Annotated in this window: 13 protein-coding genes and 1 pseudogene; 9 read left to right on the forward strand and 5 right to left on the reverse strand. The window is 50.1% G+C overall.

Annotated features, from left to right (window positions below):
• The first annotated feature begins 358 nt into the window (after positions 1–358).
• From GGR07_RS00155 to GGR07_RS00160, 3 genes and pseudogenes are all read left to right on the forward strand, one after another.
• On the forward strand, positions 359–1,474 hold the full coding sequence (locus GGR07_RS00155) for a Fic family protein (RefSeq protein ID WP_122056525.1): 1,116 nt from the start codon (positions 359–361) through the stop codon (positions 1,472–1,474).
• Positions 1,475–1,477: 3 nt separating this feature from the next.
• Positions 1,478–1,891, forward strand: coding sequence for a hypothetical protein (locus tag GGR07_RS14205; protein ID WP_147298138.1), 414 nt, complete (start codon positions 1,478–1,480; stop codon positions 1,889–1,891).
• A gap of 39 nt (positions 1,892–1,930) precedes the next feature.
• Positions 1,931–4,391, forward strand: a pseudogene (locus GGR07_RS00160) (hybrid sensor histidine kinase/response regulator transcription factor).
• A gap of 80 nt (positions 4,392–4,471) precedes the next feature.
• On the opposite strand, the gene GGR07_RS00165 reads toward GGR07_RS00160, so the two are convergent.
• Positions 4,472–10,309, reverse strand: a complete 5,838-nt coding sequence (locus GGR07_RS00165; RefSeq protein WP_122056527.1) for a DUF3320 domain-containing protein — start codon at positions 10,307–10,309, stop codon at positions 4,472–4,474.
• 169 nt (positions 10,310–10,478) lie between these two features.
• Between GGR07_RS00165 and rpsA the strand changes: the two genes are divergently transcribed.
• From rpsA to GGR07_RS00195, 6 genes are all read left to right on the forward strand, one after another.
• A complete protein-coding gene (gene rpsA / locus GGR07_RS00170) occupies positions 10,479–12,263 on the forward strand; it encodes a 30S ribosomal protein S1 (protein ID WP_034543513.1) in 1,785 nt (594 codons plus the stop codon).
• A 162-nt stretch (positions 12,264–12,425) separates the two neighbouring features.
• Complete coding sequence (locus tag GGR07_RS00175) at positions 12,426–12,941, forward strand: outer membrane protein assembly factor BamE (protein ID WP_256680573.1); 516 nt, start codon at positions 12,426–12,428, stop codon at positions 12,939–12,941.
• A 251-nt stretch (positions 12,942–13,192) separates the two neighbouring features.
• A complete protein-coding gene (locus tag GGR07_RS00180) occupies positions 13,193–14,131 on the forward strand; it encodes a ribonuclease Z (RefSeq protein WP_034543512.1) in 939 nt (312 codons plus the stop codon).
• Positions 14,132–14,163: 32 nt separating this feature from the next.
• Positions 14,164–14,715 (forward strand): RNA polymerase sigma factor, encoded by a 552-nt coding sequence (locus GGR07_RS00185; protein WP_034543532.1) that lies wholly within the window; start codon positions 14,164–14,166, stop codon positions 14,713–14,715.
• Between the two features lie 46 nt (positions 14,716–14,761).
• The gene (locus GGR07_RS00190; protein WP_034543511.1) at positions 14,762–15,139 is read left to right on the forward strand and encodes a hypothetical protein; all 378 of its coding nucleotides are present in this window, start codon (positions 14,762–14,764) and stop codon (positions 15,137–15,139) included.
• Positions 15,140–15,167: 28 nt separating this feature from the next.
• Positions 15,168–15,632, forward strand: coding sequence for a hypothetical protein (locus GGR07_RS00195; protein ID WP_034543509.1), 465 nt, complete (start codon positions 15,168–15,170; stop codon positions 15,630–15,632).
• A 473-nt stretch (positions 15,633–16,105) separates the two neighbouring features.
• Here GGR07_RS00195 and mazG read toward each other — a convergent pair whose 3' ends face one another.
• The 4 genes from mazG to GGR07_RS00215 all read right to left on the reverse strand — a co-directional run bounded on the left by mazG (position 16,106) and on the right by GGR07_RS00215 (position 21,186).
• Positions 16,106–16,906 carry a nucleoside triphosphate pyrophosphohydrolase gene (mazG, locus tag GGR07_RS00200; RefSeq protein WP_122056696.1) on the reverse strand — a complete coding sequence of 267 codons (801 nt, stop codon included), beginning with the start codon at positions 16,904–16,906 and terminating at the stop codon, positions 16,106–16,108.
• 272 nt (positions 16,907–17,178) lie between these two features.
• The gene (locus GGR07_RS13805) at positions 17,179–18,729 is read right to left on the reverse strand and encodes a hypothetical protein (protein ID WP_034542666.1); all 1,551 of its coding nucleotides are present in this window, start codon (positions 18,727–18,729) and stop codon (positions 17,179–17,181) included.
• 95 nt (positions 18,730–18,824) lie between these two features.
• Positions 18,825–19,733 (reverse strand): DUF4465 domain-containing protein, encoded by a 909-nt coding sequence (locus tag GGR07_RS00210; RefSeq protein ID WP_081724008.1) that lies wholly within the window; start codon positions 19,731–19,733, stop codon positions 18,825–18,827.
• A 70-nt stretch (positions 19,734–19,803) separates the two neighbouring features.
• The gene (locus GGR07_RS00215) at positions 19,804–21,186 is read right to left on the reverse strand and encodes a PKD-like domain-containing protein (protein ID WP_122056529.1); all 1,383 of its coding nucleotides are present in this window, start codon (positions 21,184–21,186) and stop codon (positions 19,804–19,806) included.
• Positions 21,187–21,216: the final 30 nt, after the last annotated feature.

Here is a 21,216-nt window from a genome sequence, read left to right on the forward strand (position 1 = left end):
TCATCTTTGTTGCTTGTCACATTACAAAGCTAAAGATGAAGGGGTGAACCGACCTTGCAAATCCTGCCAAAATTCTTGCGCCATCGGACATCCTGCATTTTCCCCATCTTGCATCATCGGACATTTTTAGTCTGTAATGAGTTGTGTACGAGCCGGTTGTGCTGACATATTTGCACATTTTGACAATCCTTGGTTTTGAATCATCGAATAGAAATTCAAAGACAAATTCACAGGGATATTCGGATAGAGGTAGCTTTGCTTCTCACCACCTTAAACAGTAGTCAAATAAGAGAAGGTGGTCTTTCTCTTTGGTTGTTTCCGAACTTTTTGTAACTTTGTGGAATCTAATGCTCGATGAATGAAACAGATACAGGAACTCTATCAGAAGTGGCAGTCGATGCAGCCCCTCTCGTCGGAAGACGAGGAACGGCTTCGGCGAAAGTTTATGTTTGACTTCAATTTCAACAGCAACCATATCGAGGGAAATACCCTTACATACGGGCAGACGGAAGTGTTGCTGCTGCTCGGCGAAGTGGTCGGCCCTGCCAAGATGAAGGATCTGGAAGAGATGAAAGCGCATAACGTGTGCCTGAAGATGATGGAGGCGGAGGCATTGGGCGACCATCCCCTGACGGAGGGTTTCATCCGCAATCTGCAATACACGATGCTGAGGGAGGACTACGAGATGTTCAGACAGTTGCCCGGTGGCATACAGACCGGTTACGTGGCACGTGCCGGGTGCTACAAGACCCGCCCGAACTCTGTCATCACACCCACCGGAGAGTGTTTCGACTATGCCTCCCCCGAAGAAACACCGGCTTTCATGCATGACCTTGTGGCTTGGTACAATCTTGTGGCGGACACCGATGAGTATTCACCCATAGAACTTGCCTCGCTGTTTCATTACCGATACATCCGCATACACCCTTTTGAAGACGGTAACGGACGCATTGCCCGGTTGCTGATGAACTTTATCCTGTTGCGCAAGCGGTATCCGATGATAGTCGTTCGCAGCAGCAACAAGCATACCTACCTCAATGCGCTCAGGGAAGCCGATGCGAGGGTGGGTTCTTTCCCGTCGGATGGCGCAAACGCCACACGGGAGCATATAAAACCTTTTACGACATATCTGGAAAAACTGCTTGCCGGTGAACTAATGCAGAACATAGCCTTCGTCGAGGGCAATGCAAGTCGTATATGGTGGTACAACGGTGAGCTCATCTCTTTCCGAAGTCTGCGTACCCCGCGGCTGCTGCAAATACTTGCCGATAATCCCAGAGTTACAAATGCAGAATTGTCCTCACTCTTGGGCATCAACACCTCGGCTGTGCAAAAGCAACTGGCAACACTGTCGGGCAAGGGGTATATCGTGAAAGAAAGCAACCCCAAACGATGGCGTGTCATAGCATTGCCAACTACCTCGAAAGGTGGAAATACAAACGAAGGTGGTCAAACCAATACTGTGGAAAAATGAAATATGAACAAGCCTAAATCATCGCATACATGCAGCACTATAAATATGGCCCCCGTTTACAACTTCGTTATGGGGCTTCCAACTCACATCGGGCGAGGTAAATGCAGGCTGAGTTTAAGTGCGTTAGGCGCGTTTATTTTCATCTCTTTCCTGCTTGTATCGTGTGAAAAGAAGCCTGCTATGTTTACCGATGCAGACCGTAAAGTAGCAGACAGTATCGTGCGTGCCGTGCGCACCACCGACTCACTCGCCTTACTGCAAAAACGTATGGAAAGCGAGGGGGACATATTGGGCAGCATCGTAGCCCTCAGGGAATGGGGTAAGGCGTTGCGCAACGAGAGCCGCTTCGAGGAGGCGCTGTGCGCCCACAGTGAGGGACTGCGACAGGCGGAAGCCATCGGCGACACCATAGAATGAGTGCAGGCCCTGAACAACATCGGTACCGACTACCGTCGCATGGGTGTGCTCGATGTGGCGCAAGAGTATCATTACCGGGCATGGGTACTGAGCGAGGAATGTGCCGATACTTCGTTCACCGCGAAGAAGAACCGCGTGGTCTCGCTCAACGGACTGGGAAACATCTATCTCACTCTGGGTAACTACGAACGTGCCAACAGCGTATTGCGCATGGCGCTGAAAGGAGAGCGAGAACTTGATAGCGCTTTGGGACTGGCCATCAACTACGCCAACCTCGGCTCCATCTTCGAGCATCGGGGGCAGACGGACTCGGCTTGGGTCTATTACCGTCGCTCGATGGTGCTGAATATGGAGGCAGGCAACGACCTCGGTATATCGCTTTGCCACACCTACTTCGGCTCGCTCTACGAGAAAGCACAACAATATGACAAGGCTACGGAGGAATATCAGACGGCCTATCGGCTGATGCAAGCCTCTAAAGATGAATGGCATGCGCTGAACTCGCTCATAGCCCTTGCCGGTATCTATCACACCACAGGCAGCAGCACCAAGGCGATGGAATACCTTGGCAGGGCAAGGCAGATGGCAGAGAGTATCAAGTCTCCGGAACACTTGGCAGAAATCTACACCTTGTATTATAAACACTACAAGCGGGCGGGAGACTGCCGTTCGGCATTGGCTTCATACGAGCAAGCCCCCGCCATGCAGGACAGCGTACTGGACATGGAGAAAGTGAACCGCATTCAGAATACGAGCCTGAACATCGAGCGTAACCGGCAGGAAAGGGAGACGAATGGGATGAAGCTGCGTCTGGAGCAGGAACGCGTGGCAAAGAAGACAGGCTACATCGTCTTCGGCATCATGATCGTCTCGCTCTCGGGGCTGGTAGCCCTGCTTCTCTATATCCAGCGCATCCGAAAACGTAACCACCTGACCTTGAAGCGGCTTTCGTCTCTGCGCGAGAATTTCTTCACCAACATCACCCACGAGTTCCGCACGCCGCTCACCGTGATACTCGGACTGAGCCACGACCTGCAAACCACCGATGCGGCGGAGGTTAGGGACAAGGCACAGACCATCGAGCGGCAGGGCAATGGACTGCTCATGCTTATCAACCAACTGCTCGACATCTCGAAGATAAAATCGGCAGTGGGCAATGCCGACTGGAAGCGCGGCAACATCACCGCACACCTCACACCTCACGATGATTATGGAGAGCTACCGCGACTATGCCCGCAAACGCAACATCGACCTGCAATTCTTCGGCAAGGAGGCGGTGGAGATGGACTTCGTGCCCGACTATGTGAACAAAGTGATGAACAACCTGCTTTCCAATGCCTTCAAGTTCACCCCGGAATACGGCAAGGTGAGCGTGGCAGCATGGCGTGAGGATGAAAGACTGTTCATCGATGTGGAGGATACAGGCAGGGGGATGGACAATGAGACGCTCGCCCATGTCTTCGAACCGTTCTATCAAGGCGAGGGTAACGCACGGAACATCGGTACGGGTGTAGGACTGGCTCTCGTGAAGCAGATTATGGATGCCGTGGAAGGAACGATAGCGGCGGAGAGCACAGCGGGCAGAGGTACGACCTTCCATATCAGCATGCCGATACGCAACGAAGCCAAGCAAATAGCCGACACATCGGAAATCAATACGCCGCTATTGCCCGAAACCGAAACAACACTTGCCGACAGCGGGGGAGAGAATGAACAGTGTCGCCTGCTCATCATCGAGGACAATCGCGACATTGCCGCCTACATCGGCTCGCAGTTTGCCGGACGATACGCCGTCAGTTATGCTGCCAATGGAGCGGAGGGACTGGAAAAGGCACAGAAACTGGTGCCCGACCTCATCATTACCGACCTGATGATGCCTGGCATGGACGGGTTGGAAGTGTGCCGGCAGGTGCGCGGCAATGAAATCACCGACCATATTCCCATCATCGTGGTAACGGCGAAGATTACGGAAGAAGAGCGCATCTGCGGACTGGAAGCCGGGACCGACGCCTATCTCGCCAAGCCATTCAATGCCGGTGAGCTGCGCACGAGGGTGGAGAAACTGCTCGAAGGACGGCGGCTGTTGCGCGAGAAATACGCACAAATAATGGTAGTACATCAGGACCACGAAGAGAAGGAAGCCATGCAAAAGAACGCCGCCGCCATGCGCTTCCTCGCCAAGGTGTCGGACGTCATATACCTCCAGCTTAATCGTGGAAAGGAAATAGAGGTGTCGCAGATTGCATCGGCCATGTGCATGAGCGACAGGCAGTTTTATCGCAAGATACATGCTCTCACAAACAGCACCCCGACGGTCTATATCCAGCGTATCAAAATCAAGAAAGCCAAGAGCCTTCTTGACGGAAATTCGCAGATGAGTTTCGGAGAGATAGCCGACAGATGTGGTTTTAACGACTACTCTAACTTTGTGCGGACATTCAAGAATGCCTGCGGTGTCACGCCTACGGAGTACAGACGGAGTAATGCCGGAAAAGTGTAAGAGCCTGCATATGTCTTCATCTATTGTTGTCCGGTGAACCTCAAAAGGAGATAACAACCGTGCCCGAAGCCCCAGTAAAATCAGGCTTCGGGCATCATCACCCGGTCGTTCTCTATGTTGATAAATCCTCTCGCTGATGCTTCCTGAATACCTCTCCGTATGGCTGCTTCTATGTTTGTTCCCATCCGGGTGAAGCCGAATAATCTGGCTCCGCCCTTGATGAGGTCGGGTAAAGGAAGGCTGATGCTGTCTTTTACCAGTTGGCGGATGGCATTGGCTACCTCTTCAGGTGGAAGGTCTGCCGCGTCTCTTCCAGAATCGGGGCGGTAAGCCGAATAAGTGCGGTATTGCTCTTCGCTCTTCCAGAAGATTACGAGCTCTCCGTGGAAAGTCCGGTAAAGATTCGATTCGTCGAAAGCGATGGCCAGCGGAAACTCAGCCCGTTGGACGATGCGGTTGATGCCCCATTCCGAAAGCACTTTCTTGCTCAACAGCGTTTTGCTGATAGGGGCCTCGCATGCTATAATCTTACGCACCTGCGAGGCGAGTATCGAGGCGCTTCTGGGGGCGGCGAGCTTGTCGGAAGGATACTTTCCCGGTGTCAGTTTCGCCTCCGTATATTCTTCTCTTCCATTTTCTTCGTGACGGGATTGGCTGTTTGCACTGCCTGAAATCTCTTTGCCGGCAATGCGGGGCGGTGAGACGCTTTTTTTCTCCTCGTTCCGAGCCGGAGGCATATCATCCGCAGCATGGCCGTTTTCCATCGCTCGTTGTATGGAAGCGATCACCTCGTCCGGTTTTTCCCACCAGTCCATGGTCCAGATGCGGCAGATGTTCCAGCCGAGCCCTTTCAACACTCCGTTCTGTACGATCTCACGGTCGCGCACGGTTTTGGTTTGTCGGTAGTTTTTCCCGTCGCAAATAATTCCCACCCGGTATTTTTGCGGATGTTCGCGGTCTACGATGCCTATATCTATTTTGTATCCCGAGTAGCCGATGTCTGTGTGTACGGTATATCCCATTGTGCGTAATTTTTCGGCGATGATCTCTTCGATCGAAATCTTTCTGTCCGAAGGGCGGGATGTGTAGGTATTAAGCGCCGACCTTGTCCCTTTCTCGGCATATTCGAGGAATCGTTTCAGCCCTGCCACTCCGACGGAAGATGTACGGTTGAGGTCGATCATGTCCGAACGCAGAGTGGAGAAGATCAGCATTTCGTACCGCGAACGTGAAACCGCTACATTCAGCCTCCGTTCTCCACCCAACCGGTTGAGCGGTCCGAAATTCATGCTGACACGTCCTTCCGCGTCGGGGCCGTATCCGATAGAGAACAAAATTACGTCCCGCTCATCCCCTTGTACATTTTCCAGATTTTTGATGAACAGCGGTTCTTCGCATTCCAGCGCCAGTGTTTCAAGCTCGGGGTGGGCGATGAAGAGATCCGATAATAAATCTTCGATCAACGCTTGCTGAACGATGCTGAAAGTCACTACCCCGATACTTCTTTTCCTCAGTTCCTCATCCCTCAGCCTGCGTGCGATTTCGTCCACCACCGCTTGCGCCTCTGCACGGTTTTGACGTGTCTTGCCCTTGTCATAATGTCCTTCGATGGCCACCATCTTCACTTTGGATTCGATATTGTCCGGCGCCGGAAAAGTCATTAGCCTGTTGTCGTAGAACTCGGAGTTGCTGAACGCTATTAGGCTTTCGTGCCTGCTCCGGTAGTGCCATTGCAAATATTTGGAAGGAATGGAGAGAGCGAGGCAGTCATCGAGAATACTTTCCAGATCTTCTAATTCGATATTCTCTTCGTCTACCATGTTTACGGAAAAGAAATTGGTGGGAGGCATTTGTTTCGGGTCTCCCACAACCACTACGTTCTTGCCCCGGGCGATAGCGCCTACCGCTTCATATGTCGGCATCTGGGAAGCTTCGTCGAAAACGACCAGGTCGAAGAGGTCTGCATCGGCATCAATATATTGGGCTACCGATAGGGGGCTCATCAACATGCACGGGCACATGCGAGGCAGCAATGTCGGAATTTGGTCGAACAACTTGCGGATGGAGATTCCTCGTGCATTGTTCCGTATGTTCTTCTGAAGAATGCCCACTTCGGAGTTCTGAATGGCTTCTTGCGTAAACGACGGAATATTGGAAGCCAGTTTGGCAAACAACTCTTTCCGGGTGATTTTTTCGAATTCCGCGGCTACTTGTTTGTATTTGGCTATGACGTCATTGAATATTCTGCCATTGAACAGTTCAAGTTTCGGCTCTTTGGAAATGATATACCGTGTGATGTCGCGGTAAAGGCTTTTCCGGAAACGGTCGTTGAGTTCGTCGGTGGGGATCGGTCGCTCCGCGTATTCTCTTGCAACGAAACCGATACCCGATGCTTCGAGTTTGCGAACCGCTTCCAGCCATTGATACCACTCTTTCAGCCTATGCAGATTTTCTGTCCACGTTTTCGTTTGCGCCAATGCTCTGTCTGTCCATCCGCCCGAATCCCCATATAGAGTTTCGGCGGAGATTCCCAAGGTTGTGCCGAGCTTCTGTTCCATTGCGGAAAGCGCTTCGGAGAGTTGCAGCAAATCGCGGATTTCCGAAGCATGAATGTCTCTGAACACATCGACCCCTTCGGACAAACGGGTTGCCAGCGCTTGCTTCACTTCTGCGGTTTTGGCGGCGTCTTTCGTGTAACTCAACAGCAACGAGTGGATGGAGGAGGCGCTGTCGATTATTTGGTCGACTGCGTCCCAATCTTCTTCTCTCCCGTATTTCCCGAACCGGGCAGAGAGTTCCTCTTTATGTCTCTCCACAAATGCGGCTTCTTCCCGGTATTGTTTGATCCGGTGAAGGATTCCTTTGATTTCATCGTTCGCTATCGGATTTAAGGCGAATGGCGATATTGCCTTTTTTATTTTTTTCTGTCCGAAATAGCGTGGCAGGAACCATTGTCCGGATACTCGCTCCCATTCGTTCAGCAACTGCGCAGCATTGATATTCAGAATTTCATGCAAGAAATCCCGTTCGATATCCGTTCGGAATGCGTCGCGTTGCCTTCCGTGAACCGCAGCGGCATGTAGCCCGTCCAGCGTCTCCTTCAGCCGGGGAGTTGTCAGCAGTTCGGGAGTCAGCTCCGGAGTCTCGTTGATCTTTTGAACAATTGTGTTCCATATCCGGAATCCTTCGCGTGTATCCGGCGTTTCCATGCCTTTCAGCAAGATGGAGAATGAGGATGTTTTTGCCTGAATGCGGTGCAACAAATCGGTGAATTCGGCAAACAGCCGTGCCGCTTCTTCTTTGGAATCCAATGAATAGCTGTTAACCTGTATTCCCGTGAGCGGATGTCGGTGAGGGTGTTCGCCTGCATTCGCCGTTCTTACCAGCAGTTCCACTTCGTCTTTCCATTGCGACAACTTCTCTTTGTCCAATGTTTCTAAAAGTTCCGGTGGAAAGCGGAAGGAGGCTTCCGTGTCGAGCGATTGCTCTCCGACGACAGCTTCATATAAGGAAAGTCCGAAAGGATATTCTTTGTGCAGGGCGTCGATATATTCGCCCAACTCCTTGCGCAGTGCAGCCAGCCGTTCCGCCTCTTTCCGAAATTCTTCGGGCGGATTTTGTTTCAGTAGTTCGGTGGTTTCTTTCAGTTGTGAAATAATGGCCGACTTCTGCATCTTGTTTGAATGCAGCTCGAGGCAAAAGGCTCCCAGTCCCAGCCTGTTCATTCGTTTTTCAACCACGGCAAGCGCCGCCATTTTCTCGGCTACGAATAAAACCCTCTTCCCTCTGTAAAGGGCATTGGCTATGATGTTGGTGATGGTCTGCGATTTGCCGGTTCCCGGAGGCCCGTGCAATATGAACGTCTTGTCGTGTACCGCTTCATAAACCGCTTCCAGCTGTGATGAGTCCGCACTGATGGGCAATAAGATGTCGGCAGGCGATAGCTTTTTATCCATTGAGGCAGCATCGGCTTCTTGCTCCGCAGCGACATCCCATTTTATTTTTCCGTCGATGAGGCTCGATACGATTTTATTTTTCGCCAGTTTGGACGAATTATTGTGAATGTCGTTCCACATAATGAATTTGTTGAACGAGAATATGCCGAGCATCGCCTGCTCCTCCACATCCCATTTCCGTTGGTTCTTAATGCTGTTCCGGATGAGCGAGTAGATTCGTTTGACATCGACCCCGTTGTCGTCGGCAGGAAGCGGATCCAGTCCGGGAATTGTAATGCCGAAATTCTGGCGCAACATTTCGAGCAGGGTAATATTCATCATCGTCTCTTCTTCCCGTAAGCGGATCACATACCCTTTGGCCGCCGACTTGCGGATGATGTCGATGGGCAACAGCAACACGGGCGCGTAGCGAGGGCGTTCGCTCGCCGCCGTTTCGTACCATTTCAAAAGGCCGACTGCCAGATAAAGAGTATTCGCTCCGTTTTCTTCGATAGACATGCGCGACGCTCGATAGAGATGAGTAAGCGCTTTCGCGAGATCGTTTTCCGTCAGGTAAGAGCGAAGCCTTTTCTGTGCCAGCTCCGACTTCACCAGTTCGGTCACCGGATCGTTTGCGTGGAGTGTGGAATAAATGCCGAACTCTATAGCCGGATTTTCCCAATCGGCAGGCCGATGCAATATCTGAAACTCGCCTCCGCCCGCCAGAGCATCCTCCAGACTTGCAAAATCCGTAGGTATCAGCTGCAATGTGTTTTTGGTGGCGCGAATATTCAACAGGTTGTTCCGTAGGCTTAAGTCCAGCAACCTTCTTTCCCATAGAAGTTGCTTGGTCATCACAATGCCGGTATTTTCGCCCGATAAATCGTACCGGCTGACGCTTTGAGGAGTGGCGTGGACGGAAACGGGAGCGTTGTCTTCCTCTTGTTCTTTGATTTCCCGATTCTCCCCGTTGAGAGTCTGTTGGGGAATGGGGCGGACTCCTGAGAGTCTCGCTCTCTTTACGTCCAGTGCGCACAGGAAGTTTTCACTTCCGATCAGTCTGTCGTTCGCCGCTTTTACCGCATGGTCGAAGTCGGCTCTCTGTCCCGGATTCATGCACGTCGTTTCTACGAGCGTGATGTCGCAGATTCCTTCTGCTGTGCGTTTAGTCAGAAGCGAGGAATCGTCTACGATGCTGTCGGGAAACGTTTCGGGAACCAGCCATCCGCCGGCAAAAGCATGTCCCTTGGTCAGGATGATGAGAGGATGTATGCCGATCGACTCCAGGCAAGAGGCATACAGCAATGCCATGTCGAGGCAAGTTCCCAGTTTCTGTGAGATCACCGTGTTTGCCAGACGTATGCGCTGGCCGTTTGTTTCGAACCCGGCAGACGGAGCGCTGTAAATAACAGATTGTTCGGCGATGGCATTGTATACGGCAGCCATCTGCTTCTTTGCCCGGTCGGGGTTGCGGCTTTGGTATTCGTTCAGCGAAGGGTTGCCGGTCCATTCCTCTAAAATGGAAGCCGCCCTGTGCAAGATAGGAGAGAGGGCAGGGTGGTTGGGAGTGATATAGGCCGACAGCATTTGAGGGAAAACATTGATTCCGCCCCATTGGTCGTACGCCAGAAGGTCGATGGGGTATTTCCGGCCGAAGACAGGCTCTGTTCCGGAGTAGATGCCGACGTTCAGGCTGCCCGACAGGCGTTCGGTGAGCCGGGCAAAATAGCCGGCCGATAACGTCAGATTGAAGGAAGTGAGCGAAAGGCTGCCGCGGGGAGGAATTTCTTCTATCGAAGCCGGGACGGAACTCCCGAAGTCCGGTTCCGGAATGACTTCAATACGCAGATCCTTTAGCGGCTCGTCCGTTATGTTTTCGATGGTAATCTGGTGGATCACGGGCGTTCTGTTCTGTTGCATCGCGAAATTGACGAGCGGCAAGTAGCTCAGCTGTATCTCGACTTTGTTCAATCTTTCGTTCATGATAAAAACAATATAAGTTTCGGAGTTGCAATATTACAAAAAATAGATGTATAAACCGCTTTTTATTTTCCTATTCTTTTGTCAGTCAAGAAAATATTTCTAACTTTGCGCCCGATTTATAGTCATATAATGTCTTATTCAATTAAAGTATTAACAATTTAATTTATTAATGGAAAACTTAAAGAACGTAGCTCCTATCGAAGATTTCAACTGGGATGCTTATGAAAATGGCGAAGCGGTAGCCAATGCCAGTCAGGAAGAGCTTGAAAAAGCTTATGACAGTACGCTTAACAAGGTAAACGACCGTGAGGTTGTCGATGGAACCGTAATCTCAATGAACAAGCGTGAAGTAGTTGTGAACATCGGTTACAAGTCGGACGGTATCATCCCGTTGAATGAGTTCCGTTACAATCCCGACCTGAAGGTAGGTGATACTGTAGAGGTATACATTGAAAATCAGGAAGACAAAAAAGGACAGTTGGTGCTGTCGCACAGAAAAGCCCGCGCTACCCGCTCTTGGGATCGTGTGAACGCGGCTTTGGAAAACGAAGAAATTATCAAGGGTTACATCAAGTGCCGCACGAAGGGCGGTATGATCGTAGACGTATTCGGTATCGAAGCATTCTTGCCGGGTTCTCAGATCGACGTGAAACCGATTCGCGACTATGATGTATTCGTTGGCAAAACAATGGAATTCAAGGTGGTTAAAATCAACCAGGAATTCAAAAACGTGGTTGTTTCTCACAAGGCTCTTATCGAAGCCGAACTGGAACAACAGAAGAAGGAAATTATCAGCAAACTCGAAAAAGGACAAGTTCTTGAAGGAACTGTTAAGAATATCACCTCTTACGGAGTATTCATCGACTTGGGCGGCGTAGACGGCCTGATTCACATTACAGACCTTTCTTGGGGCCGTGTAAGCGATCCGAAGGAAGTAGTCGAACTGGATCAGAAGCTCAACGTCGTTATTCTCGACTTCGATGACGAGAAGAAGCGTATCGCTTTGGGTCTGAAACAGCTTACTCCGCATCCGTGGGACGCTTTGGATACTGAGCTGAAAGTAGGCGACAAGGTGAAAGGCAAAGTGGTTGTGATGGCAGATTACGGTGCGTTCATCGAAATAGCTCCGGGTGTGGAAGGTTTGATCCACGTTTCTGAAATGTCTTGGAGCCAGCATTTGCGCTCAGCTCAGGACTTTATGAAGGTAGGAGACGAGGTGGAAGCAGTCGTTCTTACTCTCGACCGCGACGAACGCAAGATGTCTTTGGGCATCAAACAGCTGAAACAAGACCCGTGGGAAACTATCGAAACGAAGTATCCCGTAGGTTCTCAGCATACTGCAAAGGTGCGCAACTTCACGAACTTCGGTGTGTTCGTTGAAATCGAAGAAGGCGTTGACGGCTTGATCCACATCTCCGACTTGTCTTGGACGAAGAAGGTGAAACATCCGTCAGAGTTCACTCAGATCGGTGCCGATATCGAAGTTCAGGTATTGGAGATCGACAAAGACAACCGTCGCTTGAGCTTAGGCCACAAACAACTCGAAGAAAACCCCTGGGATGTATTCGAAACCGTATTTACCGTAGGTTCGGTACACGAAGGTACAATCATCGAAATGCTGGATAAGGGCGCTGTAGTATCTTTGCCTTATGGCGTGGAAGGCTTTGCCACTCCGAAACATCTGGTGAAAGAAGACGGCTCACAGGCTCAGTTGGATGAGAAACTCGAATTCAAGGTGATTGAGTTCAACAAAGACGCTAAGAGAATCATCCTTTCTCACAGCCGTATTTTCGAAGATGTAGCGAAGGCGGAAGAAAGAGCAGAAAAGAAAGCATCGAAGAAATCTTCCAAGAAAGAAGACACTCCGATGATTCAGAATCAGGCTGCTTCGACTACGCTGGGAGACATCGACGCTCTGGCTGCACTGAAAGAACAGTTGGAAGGAAATAAATAATCGGAACTGTTTCCGGATAAATAAGAAAGGCATTCCGCTCGTCGGGATGCCTTTTTTGTGTTTACGCAGCAGATAGGGGAATCCCTATCCGCAAATAGGAATAACCGCTCGGATAGGGATTTTTTTCATTTTACATTTGAGGCAATTGAAAAACATAAAACGATGGGAAGAATGAAAACGATTCAACATGTTTTATTCCTGCTGCCGGTGCTTCTGCTCAGCAGTTGCTTTACAAACCGGATCGCTTATAAGCAGATGGAGAGCATCCGGCGCGGGATGTCGGCGGAAGAGGTGATAGCGATTCTTGGCGAACCGAGTTACCGGAGCTTTAACGACAAAGGCGAAATGCTGGAGTTTCGGGAAGCGGAATACGGAACGTCCAAAGTTGTCAAGGTGTGGTTTGTCGATGAAAAAGCGGTTGAGATGAAAAGCTATCTGGACCGCTATGACAATGGTTGTACTAACCGCAAAAAAGCCGGGGAAGCCGATGAGAAAGAGGAAGAAAAGAAATCTTCCGGGAAGAGCGGCGAGGTTAGAGTGCGGGTGACGACAGACGGAAAGCATGTGGTGCAGACGGGCTCTGTCATCGTCACTCCGGATGGAAAGCACGAAACGGTGGTAATGGATGCGGGCGGAGTGATTGTCACCGCCTCCGGCAAGCACATTCATGTGTTGTGATATTGCATGCAGAGAGAGGCGGTTTATCCGTCAGCGGCGGGTGAAGATGGATTGATTGTCCCGCAACGGGGATTGCCGCGTTGGGGTGAAAGATGCTGCTCCCGCGTGAAGATGGATTGATTGTCCCGCAACGGAGTATCGGTTCTACGGGAATTTCCCGCTGATGGCCGATGAAAACGGAAGCGATTGCACGTAACTTTTTCCCCGTTTCCTTGCCGTATTGAATTTGAAATACTCTATCTTTGCACGTAATGGAGAAATTTGAGCTACATATATTGGGGTGCGGTTCGGCTTTGCCTACCACCCGGCACTTCCCTTCCTCCCAAGTCGTCAACTTGCGCGATAAGCTCTTTATGGTCGATTGCGGAGAAGGAACGCAACTGCAACTGCGCCGTTCGCGGCTGAAGTTTTCGCGGCTGAACAGGGTGTTCATCTCCCATTTGCATGGCGACCACTGTTTCGGCCTGCCGGGATTGATCTCAACGTTCGGTCTACTGGGGCGCACTGCCGATTTGCATATCCATTCTCCCCACGGTTTGGAGGAGCTGTTCGCGCCGTGGATGGAGTTTTTCCATAAAACGTTGCCCTACAAAGTGCTTTTCCACGAGTTCGAAACGAAGCGCCCGGAGGTGGTTTATGAAGACCGTTCGCTTACCGTGTCCACCATTCCTTTGAAGCATCGCATCCCCTGTTGCGGGTTTCTGTTTGAAGAGAAGCAGGTTGCCAACCATATCATCAGGGAGATGACGGACTTCTACAAAGTTCCCGTGTATGAGCTGAACCGGATAAAGAACGGTGCCGATTTCGTCACTCCCGACGGCGAGCTGATTCCGAACGCCCGTCTGACGCGTCCCGCCGAACCGGCACGGAAGTACGCTTATTGTTCCGATACGGCTTTCCACCCGCAGATTGCGGAGCAGATAAAAGGTGCGGACCTGCTGTTTCATGAGGCTACGTTCGCGCAGGACGAGCAGGCGCGCGCCCGGGAGACGTTTCATTCCACCGCAGCGCAAGCGGCGCGCATGGCTGCCGATGCACAGGTAAAGCGATTGGTCATCGGACATTTCTCCGCCCGTTACGAAGACGAATCGGTGCTGCTCGACGAGGCGAGGGCGGTGTTTCCGCAAACCATGCTCGCGAAAGAGAATTTGTGTGTGAATGTGGGCGCGGGCGGGAACCGGGATTTTTGAAACGATAATGAATCTATATAAGAACTGAGATGATGACCCCTTATAACGAAGCAGAGATATTAGAGCTCATCCGGGAAGAGAGTACGCAACGGAAAGGCTTCGAGATGATCGTGTCGGAATATGGCGAACAGCTGTACTGGCAGATACGCCGGATGGTGCTGTCGCACGAGGATGCCAACGACTTGTTGCAGAATACGTTTGTCAAAGCGTGGACGAATATCGGTTATTTCCGTGCGGAGGCCAGACTCTCTACCTGGCTCTATCGCATCGCGCTCAACGAATGCCTCACTTTTCTGAACAGGCAACGCACGGCGGGCACGGTGGCGATAGACGATCCGGAGGCGGGCATGGTGAACAGGCTCGAGAGCGATCCGTATTACTCCGGCGACCGGGTGCAGACGCTGCTGCAAAAGGCGCTGGCCCAACTGCCCGAAAAACAGCGCATGGTATTCAACCTGCGATACTATCGGGAGATGAAATACGAAGATATGTCCGAGATATTCGGCACGTCGGTAGGGGCGTTGAAAGCCTCTTACCACCATGCGGTGAAGAAAATAGAGAAGTTTTTGAGAGATGCGGATTAAACCTTTTGAAACATATCATATCTAAGGAACAGAGAGGAGCAAATGTATGAAAGAAGAAGATGCCTTGTTAAAGAAGATCGGCAAAGAAAACGTGTTCAAAGTGCCCGAGGGATACTTTGAAAACCTTACTTCGGAAGTGATGGACAAGCTTCCGCCCATTGAGAAGCAACATTTTGCCGGAGCGGAAACCGTGACCCGGTGGACAAAGATAAAGCCTTTGCTCTACCTGGCAGCGATGTTTGCCGGAGCTGCACTGATCATCCGTGTGGCTTCGCCGGTGCATAAATCCCCGACGGGAGATGCGGCGGTAGCGGAACAGGACACTGAAATGATTTCGGAGCAGGTGGTCAACACGGCTGTGAACGGCGCCATGCTCGATGACTATTCGCTGTACGTCTATCTGACCGATGCGGGAACCGAATGATTTGTTACATAAATAAAGGAATAAGAATATGAGAAAAACTGTTGCTTTGGTGGTTTGCCTGTTTGCGTTCATGCCGTTCCTGGCGGCTACAGACGGCTGTACACAACATCTGTCGCGTGAAGAATTCAGAGAGAAACAAAAGGCCTTCATTATCGAGCAGGCCGGGCTGACGGAAGCGGAGTCGGCTAAGTTCTTCCCCGTTTACTATGAGCTTCAGGAGCTCAAGAAGAAGCTGAACGACGAGTCGTGGGAACTGATTCGCAAGGGGAAAGACGGGAAATCATCCGAAGCCGAGTACGAAGAAATCATCGAACGGGTCTGCGACAACCGCATTGCCGCCACTCGTCTCGACAAATCGTATCTGGATAAGTTCAAAAAGATACTTTCGTGCAAGAAGATCTATCTGGTGCAACATGCCGAAATGCGTTTCCATCGCGAAATACTTAGAGGGATGAGGCATCGCGGAGGCAAAGAGCGAAGGGGGAAAAAGTAACTGTATGCTGCCCTCTTGCCACTGCCTTGTCCGTTAGTCTTACTTTGTCGTAAAGGTAAAATATAACTATATACTGCCCGGGCAGAGGCTTTGTTTCATTCGAACAGAGCTTCTGTCCGATTTGTTTAGAGGTTCTTGACGTTTGAAACGGAGGTTCTGTTCGATTTGCTCAAAGCCTCTTCCCGTTTGAAACGGACGTTCTGTTCGATTTGTTTAAAGGTTCTTGACGTTTGAAACGGAGGTTCTGTTCGATTTGCTCAAAGCCTCTTCCCGTTTGAAAGCTGCGTTCTGTCCGATTTGTTTAGAGGTTCTTGGCGTTTGAAACGGAGCTTGTGTTTGATTTGCTCAAAGCCTCTTCCCGTTTGAAAGCTGCGTTCTGTCCGATTTGTTTAGAGGTTCTTGGCGTTTGAAACAAAGATTCTGTTCGAATGAAACAAAGCCTCTTTCCCTTTCAGACAGAGGCTCTGTTTTTTTCAGTGCACCTCTTTGCTTTCCTGCTTTTTGGCTTCCTCCCAGATCGCATCCATTTCTGCCAGCGTCATATCTTTCAGGCTTTTGCCTTGCTTCAGAGTATGCTCTTCGAGGTAGTTGAACCGCCGGATGAACTTCTGGTTGGTGCGCTCCAACGCATTGTCGGGGTTGATTTTGTATAGCCGTGCCGCGTTGACAAGGCTGAACATCACGTCTCCGAACTCGGCTTCCGCCTTCTCCTTGTCCATGTGGGCGACTTCCGCCTGAAACTCCGCAATCTCTTCTTTTACCTTTTCCCATACCTGCTCACGCTCTTCCCAATCGAACCCGACGTTCCTTGCCTTGTCCTGTATCCGGTACGATTTGATGAGCGAGGGGAGCGATGCGGGTACTCCGCTCAGCACGCTTTTGTTTCCGCCCTTCTCTTTGAGCTTCAGTTGCTCCCAGTTCTCCACCACTTGTCCTGCCGTTTCCGCTTTCTCGTCGCCGAATACATGCGGATGGCGGAAGATGAGCTTGTCGCACAGCTTATCGCATACATCCTTGATGTCGAAGTCTCCCGTTTCCGACCCGATTCTGGCATAGAAGGCTACGTGCAGCAGCACATCGCCCAGCTCTTTGCAAATGTCCTGCTTGTCTTGCCGCATCAAAGCGTCGCACAGCTCGTATGTTTCCTCAATAGTGTTCGGGCGCAGGCTTTCGTTGGTCTGCTTCCTGTCCCACGGGCATTTCACCCGCAGTTCGTCGAGAATGTCGAGAAAGCGTCCGAAAGCCTCCATCTGTTCCTGTCTCGTATGTTTCATATTCTTATTTTCCATGCAGATTCTCTTTTTGAGTCGTGCAAAGATACTTCAAATATGGGAAAGAAAAAGAGAGATGGGGAAATAAAAAAATCCCGTTTGGGCAAGTTCTCCTTATCGGTGCCGGTTGGAAACAGGCGGAAATCACGGAGAAAGAAAACGATACGACCGCTTAGTCGGGTGGAGGGATAGGTATGAAAAAGCTCCACGCGTAAAGGAAGCGCCGTCATTGCAAAGCACGTCCTTTACGCGTGGTTGGCCGGAGAAGTCCGGTATTATACTCCTTCGATAGTATCTACATCCTCTCCCAGCATGTGGAGGTCTTGCCCGCCGGCCACTTCGGTGGAGGCTTCGCCCAGCCATCCGTTCTCCTTGTCTACGCCGTTGTAGACTTTCACGAAGTCGATGCCGGGCAGATGGACTTTGTTGCCATCTTTATCCACAGCCCAGTCGATGTCGATAGCTGAGCGGGCATCCAGATTGGGGAAGTTGTCCGCATAGCCGTATCGGTAGGCATAGAGCACGTAATAACTTCCGTCTTCTTTTTCACTGATCCCGTTATCGGCGAGCCGGATGCCCTTATAGGTGATTTGATCGTCTTTAATCCAGCCCGGATAATAGCTTTGATCGTGATATACGTTCTTTATCTTATAACCCTCTTTACCCTGATTGTCTTTCCAGCGAATGTATTCCTTAATCGTGGTGAAACTCCCCGGGTTATCAATTTCGCCGGCTTCCTGCGGCGTTTCGGAAGTGGGACGGAAATAGGTCATTTCGTAATTCCGGTAAGTGGCAACATCTTGGCCTTTGTCTTTGGCGATTTGGTACCAGGGTTCGCCTTCAGCAGTCATATTGCCGCTGCCTCTGATTTCATACCATTCGTCTTCATCGGGCTTCCCGTTCTTGTTCTTGTCGTAGGCCACCATGATGATGCCCGGTTCGCAACTGCCTCCGAACGGCGGGTCCGGACGCGGGTTGGCATTGGCTCCGAAAGCGTTGCCGAGAATGCGGAAGTCGCGTTTGCCGGCTACGTTGACAATCGTGTGGTCGAATCCGAACACGATGTATCCGCCCCATCCGCCGAGCGTGACCAGCTCATTCTTCTCTCCTGCGATGAGCGCTTCGGCTTTCAGATTCATGACCTCTTGCGTATCTCCGTCTTCATACTTCGGAAGTTTGTTGACGAATTGTCCCGGAGCGGGCAGGTAATGGAATACTTTGGAGATGTAGGGAGTCTGCATGCCCTCGCTGAAAAGAACGCGTATGGAAATAACATCGCTCAAATCGTCGATGGCGGCTTTTATCTTGTACAACCCCGGTTTGATGGCGCAGAACAAAGGAGTTCCCGTTTCGGACAATGCGATGCGATAGTGTGTTGTTTGAGGTTCCATTACTTCCCAAACGATTTTTGCCGGATCTTTTCCCTCGAACTTCTTCGAGATTTCCAGCGGAATCACCGTATTGACAAAGCCCCGGAAGCTCAAATCCTCTATTGTAATGGAGAATGCCTGCTGGGTAATGTTGTCTTCGTTGTAGGCGCGTACAAGCATGCGGTATGTGCCTGTTTGGGCGGTACGGTCGAACGTATAGGTCAGCGCGTTGGCCACTCTTTGCCCGTCTATCCACCAAACGATGGAGTCGATTCGGTTTCCTACTTTCGGGCTCAGCGTCAGTTTATCGTTTACGGTCAGAAAGTACTCCGGCTCCAATCCTGAAAGTATGGGAGCGGGTTCGGGGAGGTCGGCTTTTTCGGTACAACCGGTTGCGAACAAAAGCATTGCGGCGATGCAGCCGGTTGAAAATAGAATTTTATGTATGGTTTTCATTTCTTTTCTGTTTTTTCTTCGCGCGGCGAAACCGGCGAATATGATGTTACTTAATTTTTTCGATTACCGGCTATGCCGGAAGCACCATGGCGGGATCATTGCATCACAATGTCGCGCAGGCAGAAGTAGACAGCAGTGTTGGGACCCAATTCTCCACTATTGTCAGTGCTATACATCTGGAACACCAAATATTTGACAGGCTCGCCGAAGTCGATGGTGATATCTGTCCAACCGGTCGGCATGTTCAAAGTTCCTCCGATCGGATAATCGGCCATGGCGTGGGTGATGGATTTTACTGTTTGGGCATTTGCTGTAACAAATCTACCATTCCTTTTTACACCATATATAATAAGGTCGAAGTGATCACCCGGGCCGAACGGGCGGGCGAATCCGTCGCCATAGAGATTGCCGTAGTAAGGCCACGGATGGATGGCTACGGTTACTTTGCTTACGGTGTATGCTTGACTATTATTTCCTAATTTTACCCAAGTCGCGTAACCGTTTTCTCTGAATCGGCTGTTTGGTGTAATGGGATTTTGATAGTCGAGCATGTAATATCCCCAATAGCCGACCATGTAATTGGGGCTATTGGTTGTTCCCGTAGGTACAGCCATACAACCCCATTGATGGGCTATCCATCCGTCGGAACTTCCCGGCGCACCGTAGTTGTTGGTGTCGGCTACATTGGAGATGGTGAATCCGTCCCAGTAATTATAGCCCGATACAGTTCCGCCGGTGTGCGAGAAGGTGAAGTTTGTGGTTTGATATTTCGTATTCGAATAGGTTTGATTCCAATAGAAACCTCCTGTGGTTGCTGTGCCGTTGGAGGGATTCAATGTTACTCCATTCAGATCGTTGGCCAAAGAGATGCTTGTGCGTGCAGCTCTTGTCTGTGGGGAGTCAGAACGCTGTTCTAACTCCGGGAATTCATACATGTCGTTTGTACAAGCTGCGAATAATGCAGAGCAAACGAATAAAAACCTGAAAATTGTTTTTTGTTTCATGGTGTAAGTTTTAAATTATAAAATAATAAGTAACACCAGCTTCGCCGGACAATATGTTGATGCTTAATCGTTAATTCAATAAATGTAAATCGACAATAGATTGTATCTTTACCTCCGAGCGGGAACCCATCGGCGGGGTTTCTTCTTTGGAATACAACATGCCTGCATTTTCTATTTTTAGGAAGTCGATTCCCAAGAGATTGGCCGGTTCGCCTTCTGAAGTAACAGCATCATTGATGTTGAGGTAGTGTTTCTTTGTGAACGGCATACCGGAGACGTTTGTTTTATCAATTCTTCTGCCTTTCAGTGTAAATGAGTTTCCCCAACCGTTTACTTGTACCATTTCTCCGCCAACTAAATGATATCCTGGGAAACCGCAATAGGTTTGTTTCTTGCCTGACTGTCCTTGATTGTCTTTCCATGTGAAGATCGTTTCTTCTTCGAAATCATCATAGCCCTCGTAGGTAAATGTAATCTCGTAGTCTCGTATTTGAGGGTAATTAAAGTTATTTGTTCTTATCTCCCGCCATTCGTCTTCATCGGGCTTTCCGTTTTTATTGCTGTCATGGGCGACGAAGAACAATACTTCTTTTGCAGCATATCCATTGATATCTATTTGAATGTCGTAGGCATTTTTTTTATTGACTACTTTGTGGTCGAAGCCTACAACAATGTAGCTGCCCCACGCATCTAACTCGAATTTGGGAAAAGCGGACTGGTTGCTGAGATATTCATTTAGTTTTTGAATCATTTCTTCGGGTGGATATGCAAATGATTCATCTGCTTCCGGTATACACCAATCCCAAAAGGCTCCTTCCCATACAGAGGGCCGGTATGCCATCAATTTAGGAGGAAATACTTTATAATCCGCCTCTTTAACCTCCACGACGCAACTGCTTGTTTCGGTTTGACGATCGGCCTTCGCCTTCAGCGTAAGTGTATACGTCCCGGGTTTGGCGGAGATAAATTCAAGCGTGGGCTTATTGCCGAGTATAGAGTCCCCGATAGCCCATTCATACTGATAATCGTCGCGTTGTGGACCAGTGATGACGGGGGAAATCTCTATCACTTCGCAGCGGGGCACCTCCACTTTTTCTTGTGCGAAAGCGATACGGATGGGCTCGTCGACGAATACCTTAAAATGCTTTTCATTCATACCGCCTTTATTTTCTGCGCGGAAGGTGATGATGAAAGTACCCGGCTTGGTTGCCGTAAACGTGTAGTCGAGGTTTCCGGTAGCCACTTCTTTATCGTCGATGAGCCAAAGGTAGTGATTGCTGCCGTGAAGATTCGTGATGTTGGGGGCCAGCGTAACTTTTTCCCCGATGTAGAGAGTGTATTCTGCTGTACCTGTATCCATTCCCGTAATTTCGGGCGCCAATACTTCTTCTTTACATGCGATAAAGAGGAAGGTTGCTGCGAGCAGCGTTGCATAGAAGATCTTTTTTTTCATACATGTGTAAAATTTGAGGTTGATATATAA

It is taken from the genome of Bacteroides pyogenes (assembly GCF_014196225.1).
In the GTDB taxonomy this organism is placed as follows: Bacteria; Bacteroidota; Bacteroidia; order Bacteroidales; family Bacteroidaceae; genus Bacteroides; species Bacteroides pyogenes_A.

Excerpts from the sequence above, each read along its gene's own strand:
- GGR07_RS00195 (WP_034543509.1), top strand. The coding sequence starts at position 15,168 with ATGAGAAAAACTGTTGCTTTGGTGGTTTGCCTGTTTGCGTTCATGCCG.
- GGR07_RS00180 (WP_034543512.1), top strand. The coding sequence starts at position 13,193 with ATGGAGAAATTTGAGCTACATATATTGGGGTGCGGTTCGGCTTTGCCT.
- GGR07_RS00215 (WP_122056529.1), bottom strand. The coding sequence starts at position 21,186 with ATGAAAAAAAAGATCTTCTATGCAACGCTGCTCGCAGCAACCTTCCTC.
- GGR07_RS00165 (WP_122056527.1), bottom strand. The coding sequence starts at position 10,309 with ATGAACGAAAGATTGAACAAAGTCGAGATACAGCTGAGCTACTTGCCG.
- GGR07_RS00210 (WP_081724008.1), bottom strand. The coding sequence starts at position 19,733 with ATGAAACAAAAAACAATTTTCAGGTTTTTATTCGTTTGCTCTGCATTA.
- GGR07_RS00190 (WP_034543511.1), top strand. The coding sequence starts at position 14,762 with ATGAAAGAAGAAGATGCCTTGTTAAAGAAGATCGGCAAAGAAAACGTG.
- GGR07_RS13805 (WP_034542666.1), bottom strand. The coding sequence starts at position 18,729 with ATGAAAACCATACATAAAATTCTATTTTCAACCGGCTGCATCGCCGCA.
- mazG (WP_122056696.1), bottom strand. The coding sequence starts at position 16,906 with ATGAAACATACGAGACAGGAACAGATGGAGGCTTTCGGACGCTTTCTC.
- GGR07_RS00175 (WP_256680573.1), top strand. The coding sequence starts at position 12,426 with ATGGGAAGAATGAAAACGATTCAACATGTTTTATTCCTGCTGCCGGTG.
- GGR07_RS14205 (WP_147298138.1), top strand. The coding sequence starts at position 1,478 with ATGAACAAGCCTAAATCATCGCATACATGCAGCACTATAAATATGGCC.
- GGR07_RS00155 (WP_122056525.1), top strand. The coding sequence starts at position 359 with ATGAAACAGATACAGGAACTCTATCAGAAGTGGCAGTCGATGCAGCCC.
- GGR07_RS00185 (WP_034543532.1), top strand. The coding sequence starts at position 14,164 with ATGACCCCTTATAACGAAGCAGAGATATTAGAGCTCATCCGGGAAGAG.
- rpsA (WP_034543513.1), top strand. The coding sequence starts at position 10,479 with ATGGAAAACTTAAAGAACGTAGCTCCTATCGAAGATTTCAACTGGGAT.